At 61.9% G+C, this 21,906-nt stretch carries 19 protein-coding genes; 15 read left to right on the top strand and 4 right to left on the bottom strand.

Annotated features, from left to right (window positions below; translation table 11 throughout):
* Positions 1 to 15: 15 nt before the first annotated feature.
* From N2A41_RS31620 to N2A41_RS31565, 12 genes are all read left to right on the top strand, one after another.
* The gene (locus tag N2A41_RS31620) at positions 16 to 330 is read left to right on the top strand and encodes a MocE family 2Fe-2S type ferredoxin (RefSeq protein WP_003548266.1); all 315 of its coding nucleotides are present in this window, start codon (positions 16 to 18) and stop codon (positions 328 to 330) included.
* Positions 331 to 341: 11 nt separating this feature from the next.
* Positions 342 to 1,568, top strand: a complete 1,227-nt coding sequence (locus N2A41_RS31615; RefSeq protein ID WP_260111902.1) for an NAD(P)/FAD-dependent oxidoreductase — start codon at positions 342 to 344, stop codon at positions 1,566 to 1,568.
* Positions 1,569 to 1,594: 26 nt separating this feature from the next.
* Complete coding sequence (locus N2A41_RS31610) at positions 1,595 to 2,410, top strand: 3-methyl-2-oxobutanoate hydroxymethyltransferase (protein WP_260111901.1); 816 nt, start codon at positions 1,595 to 1,597, stop codon at positions 2,408 to 2,410.
* Between the two features lie 259 nt (positions 2,411 to 2,669).
* Positions 2,670 to 3,566 (top strand): NUDIX hydrolase, encoded by an 897-nt coding sequence (locus tag N2A41_RS31605; RefSeq protein ID WP_222385334.1) that lies wholly within the window; start codon positions 2,670 to 2,672, stop codon positions 3,564 to 3,566.
* Between the two features lie 69 nt (positions 3,567 to 3,635).
* Positions 3,636 to 4,607 (top strand): quinolinate synthase NadA, encoded by a 972-nt coding sequence (gene nadA, locus N2A41_RS31600; RefSeq protein ID WP_222385333.1) that lies wholly within the window; start codon positions 3,636 to 3,638, stop codon positions 4,605 to 4,607.
* A complete protein-coding gene (locus N2A41_RS31595) occupies positions 4,604 to 6,163 on the top strand; it encodes an L-aspartate oxidase (protein WP_260111900.1) in 1,560 nt (519 codons plus the stop codon). The genes nadA and N2A41_RS31595 overlap by 4 nt, the downstream gene beginning before the upstream one ends.
* Position 6,164: 1 nt before the next feature.
* The gene (gene nadC / locus N2A41_RS31590) at positions 6,165 to 7,064 is read left to right on the top strand and encodes a carboxylating nicotinate-nucleotide diphosphorylase (protein ID WP_260111899.1); all 900 of its coding nucleotides are present in this window, start codon (positions 6,165 to 6,167) and stop codon (positions 7,062 to 7,064) included.
* A gap of 189 nt (positions 7,065 to 7,253) precedes the next feature.
* Complete coding sequence (locus N2A41_RS31585) at positions 7,254 to 9,245, top strand: BTAD domain-containing putative transcriptional regulator (RefSeq protein ID WP_260111898.1); 1,992 nt, start codon at positions 7,254 to 7,256, stop codon at positions 9,243 to 9,245.
* Between the two features lie 106 nt (positions 9,246 to 9,351).
* Positions 9,352 to 9,495 (top strand): hypothetical protein, encoded by a 144-nt coding sequence (locus N2A41_RS31580; RefSeq protein ID WP_003553391.1) that lies wholly within the window; start codon positions 9,352 to 9,354, stop codon positions 9,493 to 9,495.
* Between the two features lie 13 nt (positions 9,496 to 9,508).
* Complete coding sequence (locus N2A41_RS31575) at positions 9,509 to 10,771, top strand: YcaO-like family protein (RefSeq protein WP_260111897.1); 1,263 nt, start codon at positions 9,509 to 9,511, stop codon at positions 10,769 to 10,771.
* Positions 10,768 to 11,511, top strand: coding sequence for a TfuA-like protein (locus tag N2A41_RS31570; RefSeq protein ID WP_162115141.1), 744 nt, complete (start codon positions 10,768 to 10,770; stop codon positions 11,509 to 11,511). The genes N2A41_RS31575 and N2A41_RS31570 overlap by 4 nt, the downstream gene beginning before the upstream one ends.
* 66 nt (positions 11,512 to 11,577) lie before the next feature.
* The gene (locus tag N2A41_RS31565; RefSeq protein ID WP_017968524.1) at positions 11,578 to 11,844 is read left to right on the top strand and encodes a hypothetical protein; all 267 of its coding nucleotides are present in this window, start codon (positions 11,578 to 11,580) and stop codon (positions 11,842 to 11,844) included.
* A 62-nt stretch (positions 11,845 to 11,906) separates the two neighbouring features.
* Here the strand turns inward: N2A41_RS31565 and N2A41_RS31560 are convergent, their stop codons facing one another.
* The 3 genes from N2A41_RS31560 to N2A41_RS31550 all read right to left on the bottom strand — a co-directional run bounded on the left by N2A41_RS31560 (position 11,907) and on the right by N2A41_RS31550 (position 14,423).
* Positions 11,907 to 12,311 (bottom strand): helix-turn-helix domain-containing protein, encoded by a 405-nt coding sequence (locus N2A41_RS31560; RefSeq protein ID WP_017968523.1) that lies wholly within the window; start codon positions 12,309 to 12,311, stop codon positions 11,907 to 11,909.
* Positions 12,312 to 12,514: 203 nt separating this feature from the next.
* Positions 12,515 to 13,351 carry an amidohydrolase family protein gene (locus tag N2A41_RS31555; protein WP_260111896.1) on the bottom strand — a complete coding sequence of 279 codons (837 nt, stop codon included), beginning with the start codon at positions 13,349 to 13,351 and terminating at the stop codon, positions 12,515 to 12,517.
* A 286-nt stretch (positions 13,352 to 13,637) separates the two neighbouring features.
* The gene (locus tag N2A41_RS31550) at positions 13,638 to 14,423 is read right to left on the bottom strand and encodes an IclR family transcriptional regulator (RefSeq protein WP_260111895.1); all 786 of its coding nucleotides are present in this window, start codon (positions 14,421 to 14,423) and stop codon (positions 13,638 to 13,640) included.
* A 439-nt stretch (positions 14,424 to 14,862) separates the two neighbouring features.
* Here N2A41_RS31550 and N2A41_RS31545 point away from each other — a divergent pair, with 439 nt between their 5' ends.
* Together N2A41_RS31545 and N2A41_RS31540 are read left to right on the top strand one after the other, a co-directional pair.
* Positions 14,863 to 15,597, top strand: coding sequence for an SDR family oxidoreductase (locus tag N2A41_RS31545; RefSeq protein ID WP_170261517.1), 735 nt, complete (start codon positions 14,863 to 14,865; stop codon positions 15,595 to 15,597).
* A gap of 77 nt (positions 15,598 to 15,674) precedes the next feature.
* On the top strand, positions 15,675 to 16,952 hold the full coding sequence (locus N2A41_RS31540) for an L-fuconate dehydratase (protein ID WP_260111894.1): 1,278 nt from the start codon (positions 15,675 to 15,677) through the stop codon (positions 16,950 to 16,952).
* Between the two features lie 88 nt (positions 16,953 to 17,040).
* Here N2A41_RS31540 and N2A41_RS31535 read toward each other — a convergent pair whose 3' ends face one another.
* The gene (locus tag N2A41_RS31535) at positions 17,041 to 18,819 is read right to left on the bottom strand and encodes an adenylate/guanylate cyclase domain-containing protein (protein WP_311202896.1); all 1,779 of its coding nucleotides are present in this window, start codon (positions 18,817 to 18,819) and stop codon (positions 17,041 to 17,043) included.
* Positions 18,820 to 19,317: 498 nt separating this feature from the next.
* Here N2A41_RS31535 and N2A41_RS31530 point away from each other — a divergent pair, with 498 nt between their 5' ends.
* Entirely contained in the window at positions 19,318 to 21,897 is a 2,580-nt protein-coding gene (locus N2A41_RS31530) for a caspase family protein (RefSeq protein WP_260111892.1), read from the top strand.
* Positions 21,898 to 21,906: the final 9 nt, after the last annotated feature.

The following is a 21,906-nucleotide window of genomic DNA, read 5'->3' as shown; positions in this document are numbered from 1 at the left end:
TCAAGGGAGGACAAGATGAGCGGAAATTGGATCCAGGTCTGCGACAAGGACGAGATCGACGAAGAGGATGTCATCCGCTTCGATCACGACGGGCGCACCTTCGCGGTCTATCGCAGCCCGGACGACGAATTCTTCGCCACCGACGGGCTCTGCACGCATGAACATATCCATCTCGCCGACGGACTTGTCATGGATGAGATCATCGAATGTCCAAAACATAACGGCCGCTTCAACTACAAGACGGGCGAAGCCAAGGGTGCGCCGGTCTGCGTCAATCTCAAGACCTATCCGGTCAAGATCGAAGACGGCGCCGTCTTCATCTCGCTCTGAGGGAGGCCGGCATGGCTCATTTTGTCATCCTGGGCGCGGGCGAATGCGGTGCGCGCGCCGCCTTCGCCTTGCGGGAAAAGGGCTTTGCCGGCGAGATAACGCTGGTTGGTGCCGAGCCCCTTCATCCTTACGAGCGGCCGCCGCTTTCGAAGGCCGGCTCCGCCGATGCGAGCGATCCGAAATTCATCGTCGCGGCGGAAAAATATATCGAAAACGGCATCCGGCTGCTCACCGGCGTGGAGGCCAGGGATTTCGATCCGGTTTCCAGGACCGTCACGCTTTCGGGGGGGACGGCGCTCTCCTACGACAAGCTTCTGCTTGCGACGGGTGCCGCCGCGCGCTCGCTCCCCGGGGCGCCGGAGGGCAGCCGGCATATTCGCTCGCTGAGGACGCATCACGATGCTGCGGCGCTGCGCGATGCAATGAAGCCGGGCAGGCATATCGCCATCATCGGTGGCGGGTTCATCGGATTGGAACTTGCGGCAACGGCGCGGCTGCTTGGCGCCGAGATCACCGTCATCGAGGGGCTGGAACGCGTGCTGAAGCGTGGCGTGCCGGAGGAGATCGCTCATCTGCTCACCGAACGCCATCGTGCCGAGGGCGTGGATATCCGCTGCGGCGTCTCCATCGAGGCGCTGACTGAGGAAAACGGCAAAGCCCTGATCCGATTGTCGACCGGCGAGGTGATCGAGGCCGATCTCGTGCTCGTCGGCATCGGCGCACGGCCGAATATCGAGATCGCCGAAAGAGCGGGCCTCGCAATCGACAATGGCATTGCCGTCGACACTTATCTCCAGACCTCCGCAGCTGATGTCTTTGCGGCCGGCGACTGCTGCTCCTTTCCGCTGCCGATCTATGGCGGCCGGCGGGTGCGGCTGGAATCCTGGCGCAATGCCCAGGAGCAGGGCACATTGGCCGCGGCCAACATGCTCGGCCGGAACGAAGCCGTTTCATCAGTGCCGTGGTTCTGGTCGGATCAATACGACATGACGCTGCAGATATCAGGCCTTGCCGAAGGGGCAGCCATGCATCAGCGCCGCGATCTCGGCGCAGGCGCCTTCATTCTTTTCCATCTCGACGCCGACGGACGCTTGATTGCCGCAAGCGGCATCGGACCGGGCAATGCCGTGGGACGCGACATCAGGCTCGCCGAAATGCTGATCGCAGCGGGTGCCCATCCAAACCCGGCAGCACTCGCAGCCAGCGACATCAAGCTGAAATCCCTGCTGGCAGCCTGAGCTCTCCGATATTTTCAAAGGAATTGATGATGAAGAAACATAGACGCGCAACCGTCGCCGATCTGCTTGCGGAAAAAGGCAAGCGCCAGCTCACCATGCTGCGCGTCACCTCGCTGGAGGAGGCGGACGCCGCCGAAAAAGCGGGGATCGACATCGTCTCGGTACCGCCCTCGCTGCTCGGGCCAGTCTTTCGCGAAATCGCCCCCACGCTCTTTGCCATTCCGGGGCTCGAATATGGTGATCATGTCTCGGCCGAGGACTATCTGCGTGCGGCCTTCGCGGCGCTGAAGGCAGGAGGTGATGCGGTCTATTGTGCCGCAAGCCTGCAGACGATCCGGCGCATGCGCGATGAAGGAATTCCGGTCTGCGGCCATCTCGGATTGATCCCTTCGAAGGCGACCTGGACCGGCGGCTTCCGTGCCGTCGGCAAGACGGCGGCGAGTGCGGCCGAAATCTGGCGGCAAACCAAGGCCCTGGAAGAGGCCGGCGCCTTCGCCGCCGAAATCGAAGTCGTCCCGGGGGATATCGCTGCCGCCATCAGCAGCAACACCTCGATGCTGATGATCTCCATGGGCGCAGGCAGCGGCTGCGACGCCCAATATCTTTTCGCCGACGACGTGCTCGGCGCCAATCGCGGCCACACTCCGCGCCACGCCAAGATCTATCGCGACTTTGCCGCCGAACACGATCGGCTGCAGCGCGAACGTATCGCCGCCTTCACGGAATTTGCCGAGGACATCAGGACCGGCGCCTATCCGGAAAAGCGTCATCTCGTCGGTATCGACGACGCGGAACTGGAAATCTTCCTGCAGCGGCTGAAAAGCGAGACGGGCAATAGCTGAGGGCGGCTTGCTCGACGCTCCCCCTTCTCCCCAGCGGGGAGAAGATGCCCGCCAGGGCAGATGAGGGGGCGAGCGACGATAGGAGCGGGGCACTGAGCGTCAGCGAAGGGCAATCAACGCCGTGCCGTTTAGCCCCCTCATCAGCTACCGGCACCTTCTCCCCGCTGGGGAGAAGGGGGAAGCCACCATTGGCTTCTGTCCCGGCCTGTGTCAGGAATTATCCGTTCGATTCATTCGGAACGGAGTATTCGGTCCCCCTGTGACGATCGGCTTTGCGCATGCGGAATTGATTGCGGTGCTCGTCGCGGTGACGAGGGACGAGCCGCGCGTCATGACCATCCGCTCCGGCAACGCGCTGCCGTCGGGCCCTTTCGAAATGGGGCATCGCACCCTGCAATCGGGCCTGCGCGAATGGGTGCAGGAGCAGACGGAACATCCCGTCGGTTATCTGGAACAGCTCTATACCTTCGCCGATCGCGACCGGAACAACGATATCCCAGGCGGGCGGACGATCTCGATCAGCTATCTCGGCCTCGTCAACGAGCAGTCGGACGCCGGCCGGCCGGGATGGCACGGCTGGTACGAATATTTCCCCTGGGAAGACCACCGGCAGGGCCGGCCAGCCGTGCTTGACGAGATCATGGCGCGCCTGCGGAGCTGGGCCGATGCCGATCCGGCCCGGCGTGACCATCGCCACCGCCGGGCGGATTTCACCTTCGGCCTCGACGGCGGCGGCTGGAACGAGGATCTGGCCCTGCAGCGTTACGAACTGCTTTACGAGGCGAGGCTCGTCTCGGAAGCCGGATGCGGGGCGGAGGCCAATCTCGGCCGGGCAATGTTTGCCGATCACCGCCGTATTCTCGCGACCGGCATCGCCCGGCTGCGCGCCAAGATCAAATACCGCCCTGTCGTCTTCGAGCTCATGCCGGAGAGTTTTACGCTGCTGAGGCTGCAGCGTACCATCGAGGCGCTCGCGGGGCTGACGCTGCACAAGCAGAACTTCCGCCGCCTCATCGAACAGCAGGAACTGGTCGAGGAAACCGGCGGCACCGAAAGCGAAACCGGCGGCAGGCCGGCCAAGCTTTTCCGCTTTCGCCACACCGTTCTCGAAGAACGGGCGCTGGCCGGAACGAAATTACCGCTCTCCCGCAATTGACATATACTCACAGTGAGAATATCTGTTTGCCTATGATATGCTCAAAGAGAGCATACTTAGGAGCCGGTCATGAATTATCCTGTTTCCGCATCCTCGCTCTACGAGCGCGTCAGCCGTGTCATTCCCAAAGCCGAATGGATGACCTTCGAAAATGACGTCGACGCGATCCTCGAGCTCAAGCGCCGCCGCAACGCCGTCATTCTCGCGCACAACTATCAGACACCGGAGATCTTCCACGGCGTGGCCGATATTGTCGGCGACAGCCTGGCGCTCGCCCGCAAGGCGATCGAGGTCGATGCCGATGTCATCGTGCTTGCCGGCGTGCATTTCATGGCCGAGACCGCCAAGCTGCTGAACCCCGGGAAAACCGTGTTGATCCCGGATCTCGGCGCCGGCTGTTCGCTGGCGGATTCGATCACGCCCGAGGATATCGCGCTGCTGCGCCAGGCCCATCCAGGCGTGCCCATCGTCACCTATGTCAATACCTCGGCCGCAGTGAAGGCTGCCTCCGACATCTGCTGCACCTCGGGCAATGCCAAACAGGTAGTAGAATCGCTCGGTGTGCCGAAGGTGTTGATGATCCCGGATGAATATCTGGCCCGCAACGTCGCCCGCGAGACTGACGTCGAGATCATCGCCTGGCATGGCCATTGCGAGGTGCATGAACTCTTCACCGCCGAGGACGTGCGCCAGCTGCGCGAAAACCATCCAGGCGTAACCGTGCTCGCCCATCCCGAATGCCCGCCCGAGGTGGTGGCCGAAGCCGATTTCGCCGGCTCCACCGCTGTCATGTCGGATTATGTCGGCAGGCAGAAGCCGGCGCGCGTCGTGCTGCTCACCGAATGCTCGATGAGCGACAATGTCGCCGTGCACCATCCCGATGTCGAGTTCATTCGCCCCTGCAATCTCTGCCCGCATATGAAGCGGATCACGCTCGCCAATATCCGCGCCGCACTCGAGGAAAAGCGCCACGAGGTCACCGTCGATCCGGCAATTGCGGTGGCCGCGCGCCGCGCCGTCGAGAGGATGCTGGCGATATGACCGCGATTCTTGAGCAGCCATCAGGACGCACGGTGATCGTCGGCAGCGGGCTTGCGGGGTTGGTGACCGCGCTGACACTGACGCCTGAACCCTCGGTCATCGTCACTCGCTCGGCCCTTGGCGCGGAGACGTCGAGCGCCTGGGCGCAGGGCGGCATCGCCGCCAGCATGGGCGACGACGACAGCGCGGCGCTGCATCTTGCCGATACGCTTGCGGCCGGCGACGGGCTCTGCGATCCCACGATCGCCGCCGGTATCATCACCGAGGCCCCGGCGGTGATCGCCGCGCTGGAGCAAGCTGGCGTGCGTTTCGACCGGAATGCCGCCGGTGAATTTTCGCTCGGGCTGGAGGCGGCCCATAATCGCCGCCGTATCGTCCATGCCGAAGGCGACGGTTCGGGTGCTGCGATCATAGCCGCGCTGATCGAGGCGGCGATGAAAACGCCAGCTATAACAGTGCTCGAAGGTTTCGAGGCGCGGCGGATTCTGATGGACGGCGAAAAGGTCGCCGGCCTGCTCTGCGCGACCGCGAATGGCGCCGTCATGCTGCCGACATCGAAGGTTGTGCTTGCCACCGGCGGCATCGGCGGGCTTTACGATGCGACCACCAATCCGATGGGCAATTTCGGCCAGGGGATCGCGCTCGCGGCAAGGGCCGGTGCTGCGATCGCCGATATGGAATTCGTCCAGTTCCATCCGACCGCGCTCGATTCACGCCGCCGGCCGCTGGCGCTGATCAGCGAAGCGGTGCGCGGCGAGGGGGCCTTGCTTGTCAACGAACGCGGCGAACGGTTCATGGCCCGCATATCCGGTGCCGAGCTTGCGCCGCGCGACGTGGTGGCGCGGGCGATCAGCGCCGAAATCGCCCGCGGCGGACGAGTCTTTCTCGATGCCCGGGATGCTCTCGGCAGCCGCTTTACCGCCCGCTTTCCTGTCATTTCCGCCCTTTGTGGCGAGGGCGGCATCGATCCGGCCAAAGAGCCCATTCCTGTGCGCCCGGCCGTTCACTATCACATGGGCGGCGTGGCCACGGATGCAAATGGCCGCAGCTCGGTTTCCGGCCTCTGGGTTGCGGGAGAGGCGGCCTCGACCGGCCTGCACGGCGCAAACCGGCTCGCCAGCAATTCGCTGCTGGAGGCGGCCGTCATGGGCATGCGGGCGGCACGCGACATTTCAGGCATGCCCGCAGGTGCCACCGGCCCCCTCTTCGCCGAGAGACTGCCGGTGGCTGCCGACGCATCGCTCGTCCGGCCGATCGTCTCGCGTCATCTCGGCGTGCTGCGCAACGCCGGCGCCATTCATGGCGCGATCGCAGCCCTGCTGCCGCTTGCAGAAGGCAATGGCCCTGCCGCCGATCCGGCCATCGTCGCGCTGCTGATCGCCGTCTTTGCCAGCCTGCGAATGGAATCGCGCGGCGCCCATGCCCGCACCGACTTTCCGCTGAAGCTCGCCAATGCCAACCGGCGCCGTATGTGCCTTTCCGATGTTCTCGAGATCGCCCGCGCGACGCCACCCTATGCCCTTGCCCCGCTCTATACTTTTGCAAGGAGTGCCTGAGATGAACCTCGTTCCCCTTCCGCGCCTGATCGTCGAGCCGCTGGTGCGGGCGGCCCTTCTCGAAGATCTTGGTCTTGTCGGCGATATTACCTCGGCATCGGTGATCCCTAGGGATCATCGCTCGACGGTGGTGATGGCGGCCCGTCAGCCGGGCGTGATCGCCGGTCTCGATGCCGCCGAACTCGCTTTCGCTCTCGTCGACCCGGAGATCGCCATGCGCCGTCATCTTCAGGATGGCGATGCGGTCAAGCCCGGCGACGTGATCGCCACCATCGAAGGTCCCTCGCGTGGGCTGCTGAGCGGCGAGCGCACCGCGCTGAATTTCCTCGGCCATCTCTCCGGCATTGCGACCGTGACGGCTGAGATTGCCGCCGCCATCCGCGGCACGAGAGCCTCCGTCGCCTGTACGCGCAAGACGACACCGGGGCTGCGGGCACTGGAAAAATATGCCGTGCGGGCCGGCGGCGGCATGAACCACCGTTTCGCGCTTTATGACGCGGTGCTGATCAAGGATAATCACGTCGCCATCGCCGGCGGCGTCGCTGAAGCGATCCGCCGGGCGCGGGCCAGCGTCGGCCATATGGTGAAGATCGAGGTCGAGGTGGACACGCTCGATCAGCTGCGCGAAGCGATGGAGACCGGCGTCGACGCCGTTCTGCTCGACAATATGACACCGGATCAGCTGCGCGAAGCCGTCGCGATCGTCGCCGGCCGAGCCATCACCGAAGCGTCCGGCCGCGTCACGCCGACAACGGCCGCCGCAATCGCGGCTTCCGGTGTCGACCTCATTTCGGTCGGCTGGCTGACACACAGTGCGCCGGTGCTGGATATCGGGCTCGATTTCGTCGAGGCCGCGGCCGCAACGGAGAATAGCCCGAAACGGACTGCACAGGTTCTGTGATCCCTCAGGCCTATTCACGGCGTAAATAGCCTTCCGCCGAACGAAAACCGCGCCCCAAGCAAGTGTTGGCAAAGCATCTCCTCTCCGTGTGGCGCGAGAATATGCAAATATTCGATGAAACTTCTTCTTTTTAAAGCAAAACCGCTATGCGCCGGCCTCTTATGGCTCTAACATGGTTTGGACTGGCCGGTGTGCTTGTGCGCCTTGGCTTTCAGGGGTGAGAATCGAGATGCGACGGACATCCGGCAGATGCTGACGAACAGGCTGTGCCTGCTCGGAAGACCGCGATTGCTGACGGCGGGGAAGGAACTCCCCTTGCCGGAGAAGTCTTATTTTCTCCTCGCCATGCTCGCCGCCGAACCCAATTTCGAACTCGATCGCGAAACCGTCAGGCGGCAGCTCTGGCAATCGGAGCTGCCGGAAAAACGCGCCGGTAGCCTGCGCCAGCTGCTGGCACGAATCGAGCAGAGCGTTCCCGTCGGCCTTCCACAGCTGCTTGCCGCGACCCGAACCCATATCGGCCTTGCCGATGGCTGGGAGGTCGACGTTCATATCCTCAAACAGAAAGGGCCGCTCGCACTCGAAGAGGGCGGCCTGCTGAACGGCGAATTGCTCGAAGGCGTCAAATCGCCGACGCAGGGCGCCGAGGACTGGCTGACCTTTGAGCGCCAGCGCGTCGACGAACTGCGCTCCGCCCATCTGACCCGGTTGGTCGAAACCGCCGAAGACAGATCGGACGAAGAGCAGATCACGCTTGCCAGGCGCCTGCTGGAACTCGATCCTGCCAGCGAGACGGCCTATCGCGCCTTGATGCGCACCTATGTCAGGATGAACGATCCGGCAGCGGCCCGTCAGGCCTATCTGAAGTGCAAGAGCCAGTTGAAGGACGACTTCGAAACCGAGCCGGAAGAAAGCACCACCGCTCTTGCCCGCGAACTTAACCTGGCGCCGGCGGCACAGGCGACGTCGGGACATCCACAGTCGGCGCTTAATCTTTCCGTCAATCCGGTCGGCCAGCCGCGCATCATCATTCTGCCGCCGGAAAGTATCTTCACCGATCCGCTGATGGAGCGCGTCGGCAGGGCGCTTCTCGAAGACGTCACCATCGGCCTTAGCCAGCAGCGCGGCTTCAAGGTGATCGCGGCGCATACCAGCCTGGAGATCCTCAGCCGTTCGATCGATCCGTCGCGTGCCGTGCCCGGTCCGCTCGACCTCAGCTTCGACTATGCGGTCTACGTCACCATCCAGGGCCGCGACGAGGATGTCTTTGCGACCTGTCGGCTGACGCGGACGACGACATCAGAGGTAATCTGGGCCATCGAACTGCCGCTGGTCATGCAGAAGATCAGCGAATCCTTCGCGCATCTGACGCGGCGCATCGTCTCCTCGCTCGCCGACACGATCGAGCGCCACGAGTTGGCGATGCCGATCGGCGAGGCGCCGCCGTCCGCCTACCGTCTCTACCTGGAAGGCAAACGGCTGATTGCCCAGACCGATCTGCAGCATCTGCGCCAGGCGCGCAAATGGTTCAAATCCTCGCTCAATCGCTACGAACATTTCTCCGCCGCCCATGCCGGCATGTCGCGCGCGCTCGGCATGGAATGGCTGATCCGCGGCATGCGGGACAAGGAACTGCTCGACGAGGCGAACGGTGCTGCCCGGCAGGCGCAGCAGTCCGACCCAAACAGCGGCCGGGCCTATCGCGAGCTCGGCTTCGTGGCGCTTTATCGCCGCCGCTTCGACGAAAGCCTGGAATATTTCCAGCAGGCTCAGGATCTCAATCCCAACGATGCCGACATCCTCGCCGATTTCGCCGACGCGCTTTCCCATGATGGCGATTTCGATCGAGCACTGGAGCTCAGCCGCGCCGCCTTTAAACTCAATCCGCTGCCGCCGGACTATTATTACTGGAACCTCGGCGGCATCCACTTCATGCGCGAAGAATATGAAATGGCGATCGAGGCGCTGGAACCGGTGAAGACCAAGCAGGCAACGGCCCGTCTGCTCGCCGCCTCGCATGCCATGGCAGGCGATACGGGCAAGGCCAGGAATTACGCCAGGATGGTGCTGGAAAACTTCCCCGATTTTCGCAGCGAGGACATCCGCCATTTCGTCCCCGATCGCGATCCCGCCTATACGGAACCGCTGATACAGGGCCTGCAACTTGCTGGTCTTCCCTGATTGCACGGCCTTTTAACGAAGCCTGTAACGCTTAAATGACGGAGGCAATGTTTCTTTCCGATGGTTAACGGCAGCAAGGCGCTGCCCAACCAATCGGAGATGGAACATGAAGACGAATGCTGAAACCACTGCAGCTCAGACACAGTCGCTGCGCTTTTCTGCTGCCGCCAGAGCGGCCCTGAAGCAGGACGAACTCAACGTTTCCGCCAATGCGCTCGAGAGCCTGACGCATGCGCTGAGGTTCCGCTAAGGAACAGATCGGTATGTCCGCTTTCACCGACCTTGAAACGCTTGCCGGTGACCTTAAACGATCATCGGCCGGTGTCAGCGATTATCATGACCGCGCGGTGACGCCGGCTCAGACCCTCGCGGCCATCAGGCCGCATCTGCGCGAATTCGGCATCACGCGCGTTGGCCTGCTGACGGCACTCGACGTCCTGAACATCCCCGTCGCCTTCGCAACGAGGCCGAACAGCCATACGCTCTCGGTGTTTCAGGGCAAGGGTATCGACAGTGATGCCGCCATGACCTCGGCAGCGATGGAAGCAGTCGAGACGCGGATCGCCGAAATTGCCCCCGCCGACCTGACGCAGGCGACGGTCGACAGCATGCGGGCGGAGCATGCGGCGATGATCGATCTCGACAATGTCGCACGCTGCGCGCCCGACGAGATCGGCAGCAAGCCTATTCCCTGGTGCACGGGGCTCGACATCCTTTCAGGCAGCAGCGTCTTCGTGCCCTGGTGGCTCGTCGGACTCGACCATCGCGGCGAGAGGCCGGCGGGCTTCGAGCAGTCGAGCGATGGGCTCGCCTCCGGCAACACGCCGTCCGAGGCGGTCCTGCATGGGCTTTGTGAGCTGGTGGAGCGCGACGCCTGGGCCTTGACCCAGCTGAAATCGCCTGAGCGGCTAAGGGAGAGCCGCATCGACCCCGCCTCCTTCGGCGATGCGGTCATCGACGTCATGACCGACCGGATCACGCGCGCCGGCATGAAACTGCTGCTGCTCGACATGACGACGGATATCGGCGTTCCCGCCTTTCTGGCCGTCATCATGCCAGGCAATCTTTCCGACCGTGTCGATGCGCGGTGGTCGCATGTCTGCGGTGGCTGCGGCTGCCATCCCGACCCCTTGCGCGCTGCGTTGCGTGCCATCACCGAAGCGGCGCAGAGCCGGCTGACCGCGATTGCCGGCAGCCGCGACGATTTCTCGCCGCGCATCTATCAGCGGCTCGACAGGAGTGCAGCGATGCAGCAGGTGGTCGAACTCTGCGAGGGCGACGGCCGTATGCGCTCGTTGCAGACCCGCCATCGCCGCCCGGCGACGATCCAGGAATCCATCGGCCATATCGCCGACCGGCTGACGGCAACCGGCATCGAGCAGATCGTCGTCGTGCCGTTTCCGCATCGAGCCCTGCCGATCTCGGTCGTCAGAGTGATCGTGCCGGGACTGGAGGTCGACATCTCGGGCCAATACATCCAACTCGGCATGCGCGCGGTCAACACCATAAGAGGAGCCGAATCATGAAGGTGCTGTTCGTCGGCCCGAGTCTTGGCAGCGATCTTGCCGCGGCAAGAGCCATGTCTCCTTGCATCGATTTCCGGCCGCCGGCCGCCGCCGGCGACATCCTGAAGGCCGTTCGGGACGGCGCCACCGCGATCGGCCTCGTCGACGGCTATTTCGGCGATCTGCCTTCGGTCTGGCACAAGGAAATATTGTACGCACTCGAACATGATGTCGCCGTTGCCGGCGGGGCCAGCATGGGAGCGCTCAGGGCAGCCGAATGTGCCCCCTTCGGTATGATCGGGCTCGGCTCGATCTTCGAAGATTACGAGTCCGGACGGCTGCTCGACGATGAGGCCGTCGCACTGGTGCATGCACCGCAGGAGCTCGGCTGGCTGCCGCTTTCCGTTCCCTGGGTCGATTTCGAGCCGACGATCGATGCGCTTTACGCCAGTGGCGAGATTACGCCTGGCGAGCGCAAGAAGCTGCTACTGGCCGGCCGGTTTCTGCATTTCTCCGAGCGCACCTATGCGAAGGTGGCCGACGAGTGCCATTTCCGCAAACCGCGCCGCGACCATATCCTCGCCGCCATCCGCGGCAGCCGCGTCGAGCGCAAGCGCAACGACGCGCGACTGGTATTGGACTGGCTGCGCCGGGATAAATTCCTCCCCGTCAACCGCGACTGGCGCTTTGCCGCGACCTCACATTGGGAGCTCTTGCACGCCGAAGTCACGCGCAATGCGGTTCCTGTAACGCTTGAATAACGGTCGCGGCGGAAAGATGCAGCACTGATGGAATCGTAGGGTTCTACGACCAAAGAGGCGGGAACGATGTTTGATCAACACAACGAGGGTACCGGCAGCGAATACGCAAGGATCTTCCGGCTGCTGTCGGCAGCCAAGGAGGAGGCTGAAAAGCTTCGGTTGCGCAATCTGATGCACCTGACGAACATGGCGCTGCTGCAAGTCGTCATCGATTGGGACGGCATAGATCCCGACAGGGAGCTTGACGTCAATCTCGAGAAACTGCTCGGCAGCAAAGCCAAAATCGCAATGAAGGATGCCAGCGAGAATCTAATCCTGATCGATCGCCATTGAGCGCGATCGATTGTTATTGATCCTCATGCCTCATGCGGTCCGTTGGGATCGCGTGAAGGACCCTATTCAGCCGCTTCAGCGTCCAACTGTTCTGTGTGGGCAATCGCCTGGACGAGCTTCAGGATCTTCTTGCGAAGCGCTTCGTTCTTGATCGAAAAGAACGCCGCATTGAGAAGCACGCCTTCGCGCGAAATAACGAATTCCTCGCTCGGAGCGGGGTTGTCGTTGGCCGTATCAGGGGTCGACATGTCGTCGAAAAATGTCCTGACGTCGACCTTCAGCGCGCCGGCGATTTCGACCAGCATGCTGGCGGAAACGCGGTTGGAACCCTTTTCGTATTTCTGGATCTGCTGGAACGTTACGCCGACGCGATCGCCCAGTTCCGTCTGAGAAACTTTCCTCAACAGACGCTGGATACGGATCGTCTTTCCGACGTGAACATCGACGGAATGCGGTGCTTCTTTCATCTCATTTTCCCTTCTGAAGGCAGCGGACAAGGGGGTATTCGCCATATCCGTGTCAACAACTTTTAGCCGAGATAAATAAGGCTAGCAATTGCTTGCATGTAGATAGCGTTAAGGCAGAATATCGCACCTTTTTTGTCCGTGAATGGTACAAAAAACATGCCGAAATGGCACGTCGACGAGATCGGTTGCTTCATTTTGTGACGTCAGAGCGACCAGAGGCGTTGTGCGTTGGCGAAAAGCAACTTGGAACGCTCCGCCTCGCTCACGCCGGAAAGCATCGCATGGGTCGCCGCGACCCAGGTAGAGAGGCCGCCACCGAGCGTGCAGACCGGCCAATCGCTGCCCCAGACGACGCGGTCCCAGCCGAAGCTGGCGATCACATGTTCGATATAGGGCCGCAGCGTTTCTGCCGTCCATGTCTTCGCATCGGCATAGGCGACGACGCCGGAGACCTTGCAGACGACGTTCGGCCGCCGGGCAATCTCTGATATGCCCGCCTTCCATGGCTGGAAGGCGTCCGAGCGGATATCCGGTACGCCGCAATGGTCGAGCACGAACTGCACGTCGGGCGCAAGGTCGACGAGGGCGGTCACACGGCCCGCCTGATGCGGCAACGTGCAAAGGTCGAAGGTCAGGCCGCTGCCGCTGATGCGCCTGATGTTTTCACGGAACAGGGCGCCTTCGGAGACATCATCAGGCACGACATGCAGCACGCGGCGGAACCCCTTGACGAAGGGATCGGCCTTTTGCCGCTCGAGATAGGCGGCAAAGCCTTCCTCTTCCGGTCGGCAGGAGACGATGGCGCCGGCAATCAGACTGCCTTCCTTCTTAGAGATGCCGGCGACGTGGTCGGTCTCGGCCTGCATGGCGGCGGGATCGACGTCGACCTCCATGTGCAGCGCCGTGGTGATGCCGCAGCGCCGGGCTTCAGTCGCATAGCTTTCGTAGAGGAAATCATGATCGAGATCAGGCGCGCCGGAGAGCCAGGGATAGGGCAGGACCGACCGGTCGATGATGTGCAGATGGGTGTCGATGAACACGCTTTTTCCTCCAAGAGTGGCTTTCTCGCAAGGCTATCTCTGGTGAATGGATTGTTCAAATAGAAATTCCCGACCATCAGGCACCACTGTCCAGTTGGCGGCAATAGCTGCCCCTCACCCTAACCCTCTCCCGGTAAAAAACAGGGAGAGGGGACGTGCCAAACGCAACGTCGAGGTTGGGGGAAGCCGGTGCGGCATTTCCCTTCGCCCCGTTTACGGGGAGAAGGTGCCGGCAGGCGGATGAGGGGCTGGTTTCGCCAATCCCCGGCCGAGATCCTCCTTCCCATCAACCAGAATTGGCGACATCGGCGCCGGCAAGCAGCGACAACTGGGCGGCGGCCTTCTGCACCAGCGTGATCGCCTGGGTGATATCGGGTGCCGACGGCGCATTGACGAGCGCGATAAAGGGGCAGGTAAGGGCGGCGATGCAGCGGCGGTCCGGTCCAAGAACGGGAGCGGAAAGATTGTAGACGCCTGATGTCTGGGCGCTCGCCATCATCTCGTAACCGCGCTCGCGGATCTGGTCGAGACGGTCGTAGAATTCAGGCCCGAGTTCAATCTCCGCGCGGCTGCGCACATGTTCCGAAATCATCATCTCCCGCTCTTCCTCGCTGCGGAAGGCAAGCAGCACATGCCCCGAACCGGTGTCGAAGAGGCTGATATGGGCACCGACGCGGATCGAAAATCCCCAATAATCCGGCGCCTCCTGCTGGGCGATGACGACGGCAGCACCCCGATCGAAGACGGCAAGATGGTTGGCCTGGCGCGTGTGCTGGGCGAGATCGCGCATCAGCGGCGTGGCGTAGGAGGCGAGGCGGCGCACCGGCGCGTGCAGTTGGGCAAGTCCGAAGAGCTTCAGCGTCAGCGAGTAGCGGTCGCCGTCCAGCCGGGTGACGTAACCGCGGCGCACCAGCCGGTCGAGCATGCGGTAGAATTCGTTGGGGCTGCGGTCGAGCCGTTTGGCGATTTCGGCCTGGGTGAGGCCGCTGTCGACGCCGGCGAGCAATTCCAGGATATCGAGGCCCTTGTCGAGGGCAGGAGCGCGGTAGCGGTCGGACTCGTCGGTCACCATTCCTTCCTCCTGTGAATATATTTCTGCATATACGCAGAACCGCAGCCGGAAAAGGAAAACTTCGCACTTGACCCTTGGCCAATCGTCTGTTTGTCTATAAACAGACAACTCATCACTGAAAAGGTCGATCGAAACGAGCGGCTGAGGTATCGAAGGCGCCCGAGCGGCAGGATCATAAGCAAGCCGGGACAGGGAGGAAAACCGTGCAGCGCATGGGAATGGTCATCGGCCCTGCCGCCGGCGGAGATCGCCGAAAAAGCAGCCAATCGGCTGAATCTCCCGCTGATCTGCCTGTGCAACGGCGCCAACTCCTCCATTTAACGCAGAGAGCCGTGCACCTGCGGAAGCAGGCCGGAATGCTCCATCACGACCGAGCTTCGCCAAGACATCAGCCGCACTCCATCGTCGAGCGTGGACAATTCCAGAAAAGGCCCGTGACATGACAAATAGACTTTCCGGCAAGACCGTTCTCATCACTGCCTCCGGTCAGGGCATCGGCCGGGCGACGGCGGCGGCCTTTGCCGCGATCGGTGCCAAGGTTCACGCAACCGATATCAACACCGAGGCGCTGGCGACGCTTGCCGCCGAAACCGGGGTTTCCACCCATAAGCTGAACGTACTCGAAGAGGATGCGGTCAAGGCCCTCGTCGCCGAGATCGGAGCCGTTGACGTACTGTTCAACTGCGCCGGCTTCGTCCATGCCGGCTCGATCCTCGAGATGAAGGATTCCGATCTCGAATTCGCCTTCGACCTCAACGTCAAGGCGATGATCCGCACCATCCGGGCGGTGCTGCCGGGCATGATCGAACGCAAGGACGGAGCGATCATCAACATGGCCTCCGTCGCCTCCAGTATCAAGGGCGTGCCGAACCGCTTCGCCTACGGCGTCACCAAGGCGGCGGTGATCGGACTCACCAAAGCCGTCGCCGCCGATTATGTCGGCCAAGGCATCCGCTGCAACGCCATCTGCCCAGGCACGGTGGAAAGCCCGTCGCTGCAGGACCGCATGCGGGCGCAGGGCGATTACGATGCGGCGCGCGCCGCCTTCATCGCCCGCCAGCCGATGGGCCGGCTCGGCTCGCCGGAGGAGATCGCCGATCTCGCCGTCTATCTCGCCGGCGCGACCTACACGTCGGGCCAGGCGATCGCCATCGACGGCGGCTGGACGATCTGATTTCAGCTGATGCGGCCGCCCACTGCAATCGGCTCTAATCGGCATATAATCGGCCCATATCATCGGGAGGAACAATCATGACCCGCATCACCGACCTTCGTGTCTTCGATCTCCGCTTTCCCACATCGCAAAGCCTGGATGGATCCGATGCGATGAATCCCGATCCGGATTATTCGGCGGCTTACGTCATTCTCGATACGGATGCGCCTGATCTTGCCGGCCACGGCCTGACCTTCACCATCGGCCGCGGCAACGACATTTGCTGCATGGCGATCGAGGCCATGCGCCACCTCATCGTCGGCGCAGACCTTGCCGAGGTTCTCGCCCATCCCGGCACCTTCTGGCGGCATCTGACGAGCGATAGCCAATTGCGCTGGATCGGCCCGGAAAAGGGCGCCATTCACCTGGCGACCGGCGCGGTCGTCAATGCCGTCTGGGATCTGCTCGCCAAGCAGGCCGGCAAGCCCGTCTGGCGGCTCGTCGCCGAGATGTCGCCGGAAGAGATCGCCGATATCGTCGATTACCGCTATCTCACCGACGTGCTGACGCGCGACGAGGCGGTCGAGATCCTGAAGCGCGCCGAGGCGGGCAAGGCGGAACGCATCGCCATCCTCGAAAAGGAGGGCTACGCCTGCTACACGACCTCGGCCGGCTGGCTCGGCTACGGCGACGAAAAGCTGCGCCGCCTCTGCCAGGAGGCAATCGACGCCGGCTTCAATCATATCAAGATGAAGGTCGGCCGCGATCTCGAAGACGATATCCGCCGTCTGAGGATCGCCCGCGAGGTGATCGGTCCCGATCGTTACCTGATGATCGACGCCAACCAGGTATGGGACGTCGGCCAGGCGATCGACTGGGTGAAGGCGCTCTCTTTCGCCAAGCCCTTCTTCATCGAGGAACCCACAAGCCCCGATGATGTCGCCGGCCACCGCAAGATCCGCGAGGCGATCGCCCCGGTGAAGGTCGCGACCGGCGAAATGTGCCAGAACCGCATCATGTTCAAGCAGTTCATCGCCGAGGGCGCAATCGACATCGTGCAGATCGATTCCTGCCGCATGGGCGGGCTGAACGAGGTCCTCTCCGTGCTGCTGATTGCCGCCAAGTTCGGCCTGCCGGTCTGGCCGCATGCCGGCGGTGTCGGCCTCTGTGAATATGTGCAGCATCTGTCGATGATCGATTACGTCGCGGTGTCGGGGACCAAGGAAGGCCGCGTCATCGAATATGTCGATCATCTGCACGAACACTTCCTCGACCCCTGCCTGATCGAAAACGCCGCCTACATGCCGCCCACCCTGCCGGGCTTCTCCATCGAGATGAAACCGGCCTCGATCAGCATCTATACGTTTCGAGGCTAGGCACCGACATTCAGCGCCCTCGAAGATCGTCCCGAGCGAGGCGCAGCCATTGATCGGACGTGAACTGCCGCCGATACCGCCAGCCTATTCATCCCGGCAGACCAGCGAGCCTCAAACCCTCGCGGAGCCGCAGCACATCATGCTCGTTATTGAGATATGAGACATCAACAAGCCAGTTAACATAGTCGGCGGGACCTGCCGTCGACGCTCCGCACCACCTTGTCCTAATTGCATCAAGGAATATTTTTCCGCATTTCTCAGCGTCATCGATCCGACCGAGGTGACCGTAGGACGCTGCGCGCCATGCCATGTCTCGCGGCTCTCTTTCGGGCGTGTCAAAAGTCCGCTGTTCCAGAAGAGTGGCGGCCTCACCGTATCTTTCCGCAAGGAACAGAAGACGGGATTTGTAATAGTTGTACCAACTGGGATGGAGCGGGTTCAGCCGGTAGGCGACCTCGGCGCCGGCCAAGCCTTTGACCGGCCGCCCCAACGCGCCTTGCATCCCAGCCCAGAGGATCAGAATAGTGGCATCATTGGGATTCATCGATTTTGCGAGGTCGAGATGATGCTCCGCCCTTTTGAAGTCTCGCCACGTCAAACAAATGTAACCCAGAGTGCACTGTACCCGAGGATCGCTCGGGTCCAAGGCGAATGCCGTTTCGGCCGAGCGAAGCGCCTTGATCCGGTTATCATCGCGTTCCCTTGGGATACCAAGGCCTCCTTCCGAGGCGCGGTTAAGGTAGATATAGGCGAGACCTGTATGTGCGCGTGCGAAGGTTGGATCCGCCTTAGCCGCGCTTTCAAACAGTGCCTCGGCGCGCTCCTGTGCTCCCGGCCGGAAGTCGTCGGAGAGGCGGTTGCCCTGTAGGAACAGATCGTAGGCTCGCATGTCTTCCGGACGGCGTCTTCTAGAGGTGAGCTCGTTATCGTCTATGACGCGTTGGGCGACCATGGCGACGATGCTGCGCGCTATCTCTTCCTGGGTGGAGAAGATATTCTCTATGGACGCGTCGTAACGCTCTGCCCAGCGATGAGTGCCGCCTTTTGTCTCGACAAGCTGAACCGCAATCCGGATCCGATGGCCCGCTCGTCTGATGCTTCCCTCGACCACGTAATCCGCGCCGAGAATGTGTCCGATCTCGCGCAGGTCACCCGTGCGGCCGCCCAAAGCGAACGACGAGGTTCTTGCGATCACCATGAGTTCGGTGAACCTGGCTAGCTCGATGATGATGTCTTCGGTGATTCCATCGCTGAAATACGTCTGCTCAGGGTCACCGCCCATGTTTTCAAATGGAAGGACTGCGATAGTTGGTCCGGTCGATCTTGAGAGGTTGGAAACGGCAAACTTCGACCCGCTCAGCGGAAGATGGTACGCCTTGATCGGGCGCGTGATGTTCTTGAGGCGCTGCTCTCCCGCGTATTCGATCGTGGCGTCGATTTTCCCCGCAAGATGTTCATACGCTGCGCCTGAGATCAGAACGTCACCCGGCGGACACAGCTGCTCCAATCGCGCCGCCACATTAACTCCGTCCCCTAAGATGTCGTCACCGTCTACCACAACGTCGCCGAGATTGATTCCTACGCGAAAGACGATCTTGCTCTTCGGATCGACGAGGTGCTGTTGGCTCGCCACGGAGTTCTGCATTGCGATCGCACAAGAAACAGCCTCGACTACCGAGGTGAACTCCGCGACCAGACCATCGCCCATCAATTTGACGACACGTCCAGCATGAGCAGCGATAACCGGACGTAACGACGACGTCATCAAGTTGCGGAGAGCCGCAAGCGTTCCGTTCTCGTCCGCCTCGACCAAGCGAGAATAGCCGACGACATCCGCGATTAGAATAGCTGCGAGCCTTCTCTGCAACGGTCCCCTCCGGTCCTCGCCCATGTATTCGGGCCCACGAATTCAACACCACCATGATACATCGGGCTAGCCGAGGATGGAAACTCCCTCATGACGGGAGCACGATGCGAGGATTGAAAGTGTTTCAGCACCCTCTTTGCTAAAGCATGCCTCGCTAAAATGTGCAGCTGTTTTGCGATAAAGATATTCGGAAACAAAGGTCTGTGCAGACTACTGTCGCCGGAATGCACCAAGCTGACAGACAAGAGGCTCCAAGAAAACGTCATCAGAATTGACGTATCTGCCCTCATCCGCATGTTTGTTCTCTGATTTCCATAGTCTTTCCCGCCAGAGACAGGCTTCCAATCTGCAAGAACTGCTCCAATTCTCTTGGAGGCGGCGCAGCTTGCTTTTTAGGGCGCCGAGGAATAGTTTTGAACTGTGAATGCGGAGGGGGCCCAGCACCAGCAGGCCAGCAAATTTTATTGAACTTAGACAATAGAATGTTTGCGATCGACCATGCCCAAGTTTCACCACATCAAGAGACTGTGCGCTTATCTGCTGATCATCGCAGCAATGCTGCTGTCGATCGGCACGGCATTTGCCGCCATCAAAGAAGAGAGCGGACGCCGCGTCGCCCTGGTCATCGGCAACTCGGTCTATAAGACGCTGCCCTCGCTTCCCAATCCTGCCAATGACGTCGAAGAGGTCGCCAGCACATTGCGTGCGGCCGGTTTCGATGTGACGATCGGCGTCAATGTCGACCGCATCGGGCTCGAGGATACGGTGCGGCGCTTCCTGCGATCGACCAGCAACGCCGAGGCCGGCCTGATCTATTATTCGGGCCACGGCATCCAGGTGGGCGGTCAGAATTTCCTTGTGCCGGTCGATGCGACACTGGAGACGCCCTATGACGTCGAGACGCAGACGATGCCGCTCGACCTCATTCTGAACCATCTCAAGCAGAATTCGCGGGTGCAGCTGATCTTCCTCGACGCTTGCCGCAACAATCCCTTCAACGCCCAGAAATTCTGGATGGCGGAAAAACTGGAACCGGTCGGCGCCACACGCGGACTTGCGCGGATCGACAGCGATCTCGGCAGCCTGATCGCCTTTTCCACAGAACCCGGCCAGGTGGCGCTCGATGGCACCGGGGCGCTGAGCCCCTATTCCGAATCCTTCATCAAGCGGGCAAGCGAACCCAACAAGGAAATCCGCCAGGTCCTGACCGACGTGCGCCGTGATGTGATCGCCATGACCAATGGCAAGCAGGTCCCCTGGGAAAATTCCTCACTGATGGACAGTTTCTATTTCATTCCGGCGCCGCCGCCGCCGAGCGTCGAATCGATGCAGCAGGTGAGCGTGCCGGAGGGTGCGGCCACGACCAAATTGCCGATCGCCCCGCCGCATGACGAGACCGGCTCGGCGCTGCTCGTCACCCTCAACCAGCTTCCCAAGACCGGCAAGCTCAGCTTCGACGGCAAGCCTGTCGAGCAGGGCGCGAAGATGCCTGCCGCGGCACTGACGGCACTGAGCTATGATTCATCAGGTGTTGCCGCCGGAACCGTCGGCCTCATCGGCTATACCGTCAGCGACCCCTATGGCCAGGCGACGCAAGGCGTCGTCGCGATCACCGTCTCGGCGGATGCCGGCGCAAAGCTCGCCCAACTCGAGCAGGAAAAGCAGGTGCGGCTGGCCGATGCCGACGCCTATCTGAAGACGCTGCCGCGTGACGTGAGCACGACGATCGGGGTCGGCTCCGTAAAGGCCGGCCTGCCTGAAGTACCGGCATCGGCAGCCGACTTGACCTTCAACGTGGCGGCCCTGCCCGACAAGGGCACGCTGCGGGCCGGAGACCGGGTGATCGGGCTCGGTCACGTGTTGGAATCCTCGGATATTCCATTGCTCTCTTACGAACCGCAGATCGGCACCGAAAACCAGCCTTTCGCCCTGACGCTGCAGGCTGCCAATGACGACCTGCCGCCGGCGACGGTCACCTTCAAGCCGGTACTCGATGCCTGCGACACAGCGGCCGCAGCACCCCTCGACCTTCAGGGCGTGACAGCAGGCAAGCTGCCGAACGAGATCGAACCGGACATAGCGCTGCCGGCCTGCACGGACGCGGTGAAGGCCTATCCTGAGGTGGCGCGTTTCGTCTATCAGCTCGGCCGCGCCCAGCTTGCCAACCGTGACGCGAAAACGGCTTTCACGACGATCAAGAAGGCGATGGATGCCGGGCATGTCCGGGCGATCCAGGAACTCTCAAGGCTTTACGAGTTCGGCGCCTCCGTGCCGCGCGACGCGGCGAAGGCAAGCGAGATCGCCAAGGGTGGTGCGGCCAAGGGCGATCCCTTTGCCCTGCACAGCTACGGCAAGGCGCTCTACTACGGACGCGGCACCAAGGCGGATCAGCAGCTGGGGTTGCGGCTGATGTTGCAGGCTGCCGATCTCGGCCATACTTATGCAATGAATGAGCTCGGTTATATCTTCCTCAACGGCGTCAACGTTCCGGCCGATCCGGAGCGCGGCATCCGCTTCTACGAGGCCGGCGTCCAGCGCAACGACATCTATTCGCTGAACAATCTTGCGCTCGTCTACCGTTTCGGAAAAGGCGCTGCGGAGGATCTCCCGAAAGCCCTCGACCTTTTCACCCGGGCGGCGGAGGGCGGACAGCCTCATGCCCCGACAAATCTCGGACGCATGTACCGGGACGGTATTGGCGTTACCGCTGACAAGGCGGAAGCGGTGAAGTGGCTCGAGATGGGCGCGGAACGCGGCGACTATTGGGGGGCGCTCGACCGCGCGGTACTGGCGAAGGAAGAAGGTGCGGACGCTGACAGCCTTGCAATCGCGGCGCGTTATTTCGCGCTGGCGACCGCCATCAACATGCCGGGCAGCGGCGATCCGAAGAACCAGGCGCTGGCGGAACTCAAGACGATGCCTAGCGCTGCGAAGAAGAAGGCGGAGGCCGCCTTTGCTTCCGAGCTGACCGCTCAGGAGCAAAAGGCAATCTCAAAATCCAAGTCGCTCGATGACAGGCTCGTCAAGCTCGCCAAAGCGACCTGGGTAAAGCGAAATCCGAGGTACGATCTCTTCTAGAACGGCGGT

Source organism: Rhizobium sp. SRDI969 (assembly GCF_025152725.1).
GTDB lineage: Bacteria > Pseudomonadota > Alphaproteobacteria > Rhizobiales > Rhizobiaceae > Rhizobium > Rhizobium leguminosarum_I.
Note: the sequence above shows the minus strand (reverse complement) of the source record. Positions and strands in the feature narration are given on the sequence as shown.

Coding starts and splice junctions, on each gene's coding strand:
- N2A41_RS31620 (WP_003548266.1), top strand. CDS start 16: ATGAGCGGAAATTGGATCCAGGTCTGCGACAAGGACGAGATCGACGAA.
- N2A41_RS31615 (WP_260111902.1), top strand. CDS start 342: ATGGCTCATTTTGTCATCCTGGGCGCGGGCGAATGCGGTGCGCGCGCC.
- N2A41_RS31610 (WP_260111901.1), top strand. CDS start 1,595: ATGATGAAGAAACATAGACGCGCAACCGTCGCCGATCTGCTTGCGGAA.
- nadA (WP_222385333.1), top strand. CDS start 3,636: ATGAATTATCCTGTTTCCGCATCCTCGCTCTACGAGCGCGTCAGCCGT.
- N2A41_RS31595 (WP_260111900.1), top strand. CDS start 4,604: ATGACCGCGATTCTTGAGCAGCCATCAGGACGCACGGTGATCGTCGGC.
- nadC (WP_260111899.1), top strand. CDS start 6,165: ATGAACCTCGTTCCCCTTCCGCGCCTGATCGTCGAGCCGCTGGTGCGG.
- N2A41_RS31580 (WP_003553391.1), top strand. CDS start 9,352: ATGAAGACGAATGCTGAAACCACTGCAGCTCAGACACAGTCGCTGCGC.
- N2A41_RS31575 (WP_260111897.1), top strand. CDS start 9,509: ATGTCCGCTTTCACCGACCTTGAAACGCTTGCCGGTGACCTTAAACGA.
- N2A41_RS31570 (WP_162115141.1), top strand. CDS start 10,768: ATGAAGGTGCTGTTCGTCGGCCCGAGTCTTGGCAGCGATCTTGCCGCG.
- N2A41_RS31565 (WP_017968524.1), top strand. CDS start 11,578: ATGTTTGATCAACACAACGAGGGTACCGGCAGCGAATACGCAAGGATC.
- N2A41_RS31560 (WP_017968523.1), bottom strand. CDS start 12,311: ATGAAAGAAGCACCGCATTCCGTCGATGTTCACGTCGGAAAGACGATC.
- N2A41_RS31550 (WP_260111895.1), bottom strand. CDS start 14,423: ATGGTGACCGACGAGTCCGACCGCTACCGCGCTCCTGCCCTCGACAAG.
- N2A41_RS31545 (WP_170261517.1), top strand. CDS start 14,863: ATGACAAATAGACTTTCCGGCAAGACCGTTCTCATCACTGCCTCCGGT.
- N2A41_RS31540 (WP_260111894.1), top strand. CDS start 15,675: ATGACCCGCATCACCGACCTTCGTGTCTTCGATCTCCGCTTTCCCACA.
- N2A41_RS31530 (WP_260111892.1), top strand. CDS start 19,318: ATGCCCAAGTTTCACCACATCAAGAGACTGTGCGCTTATCTGCTGATC.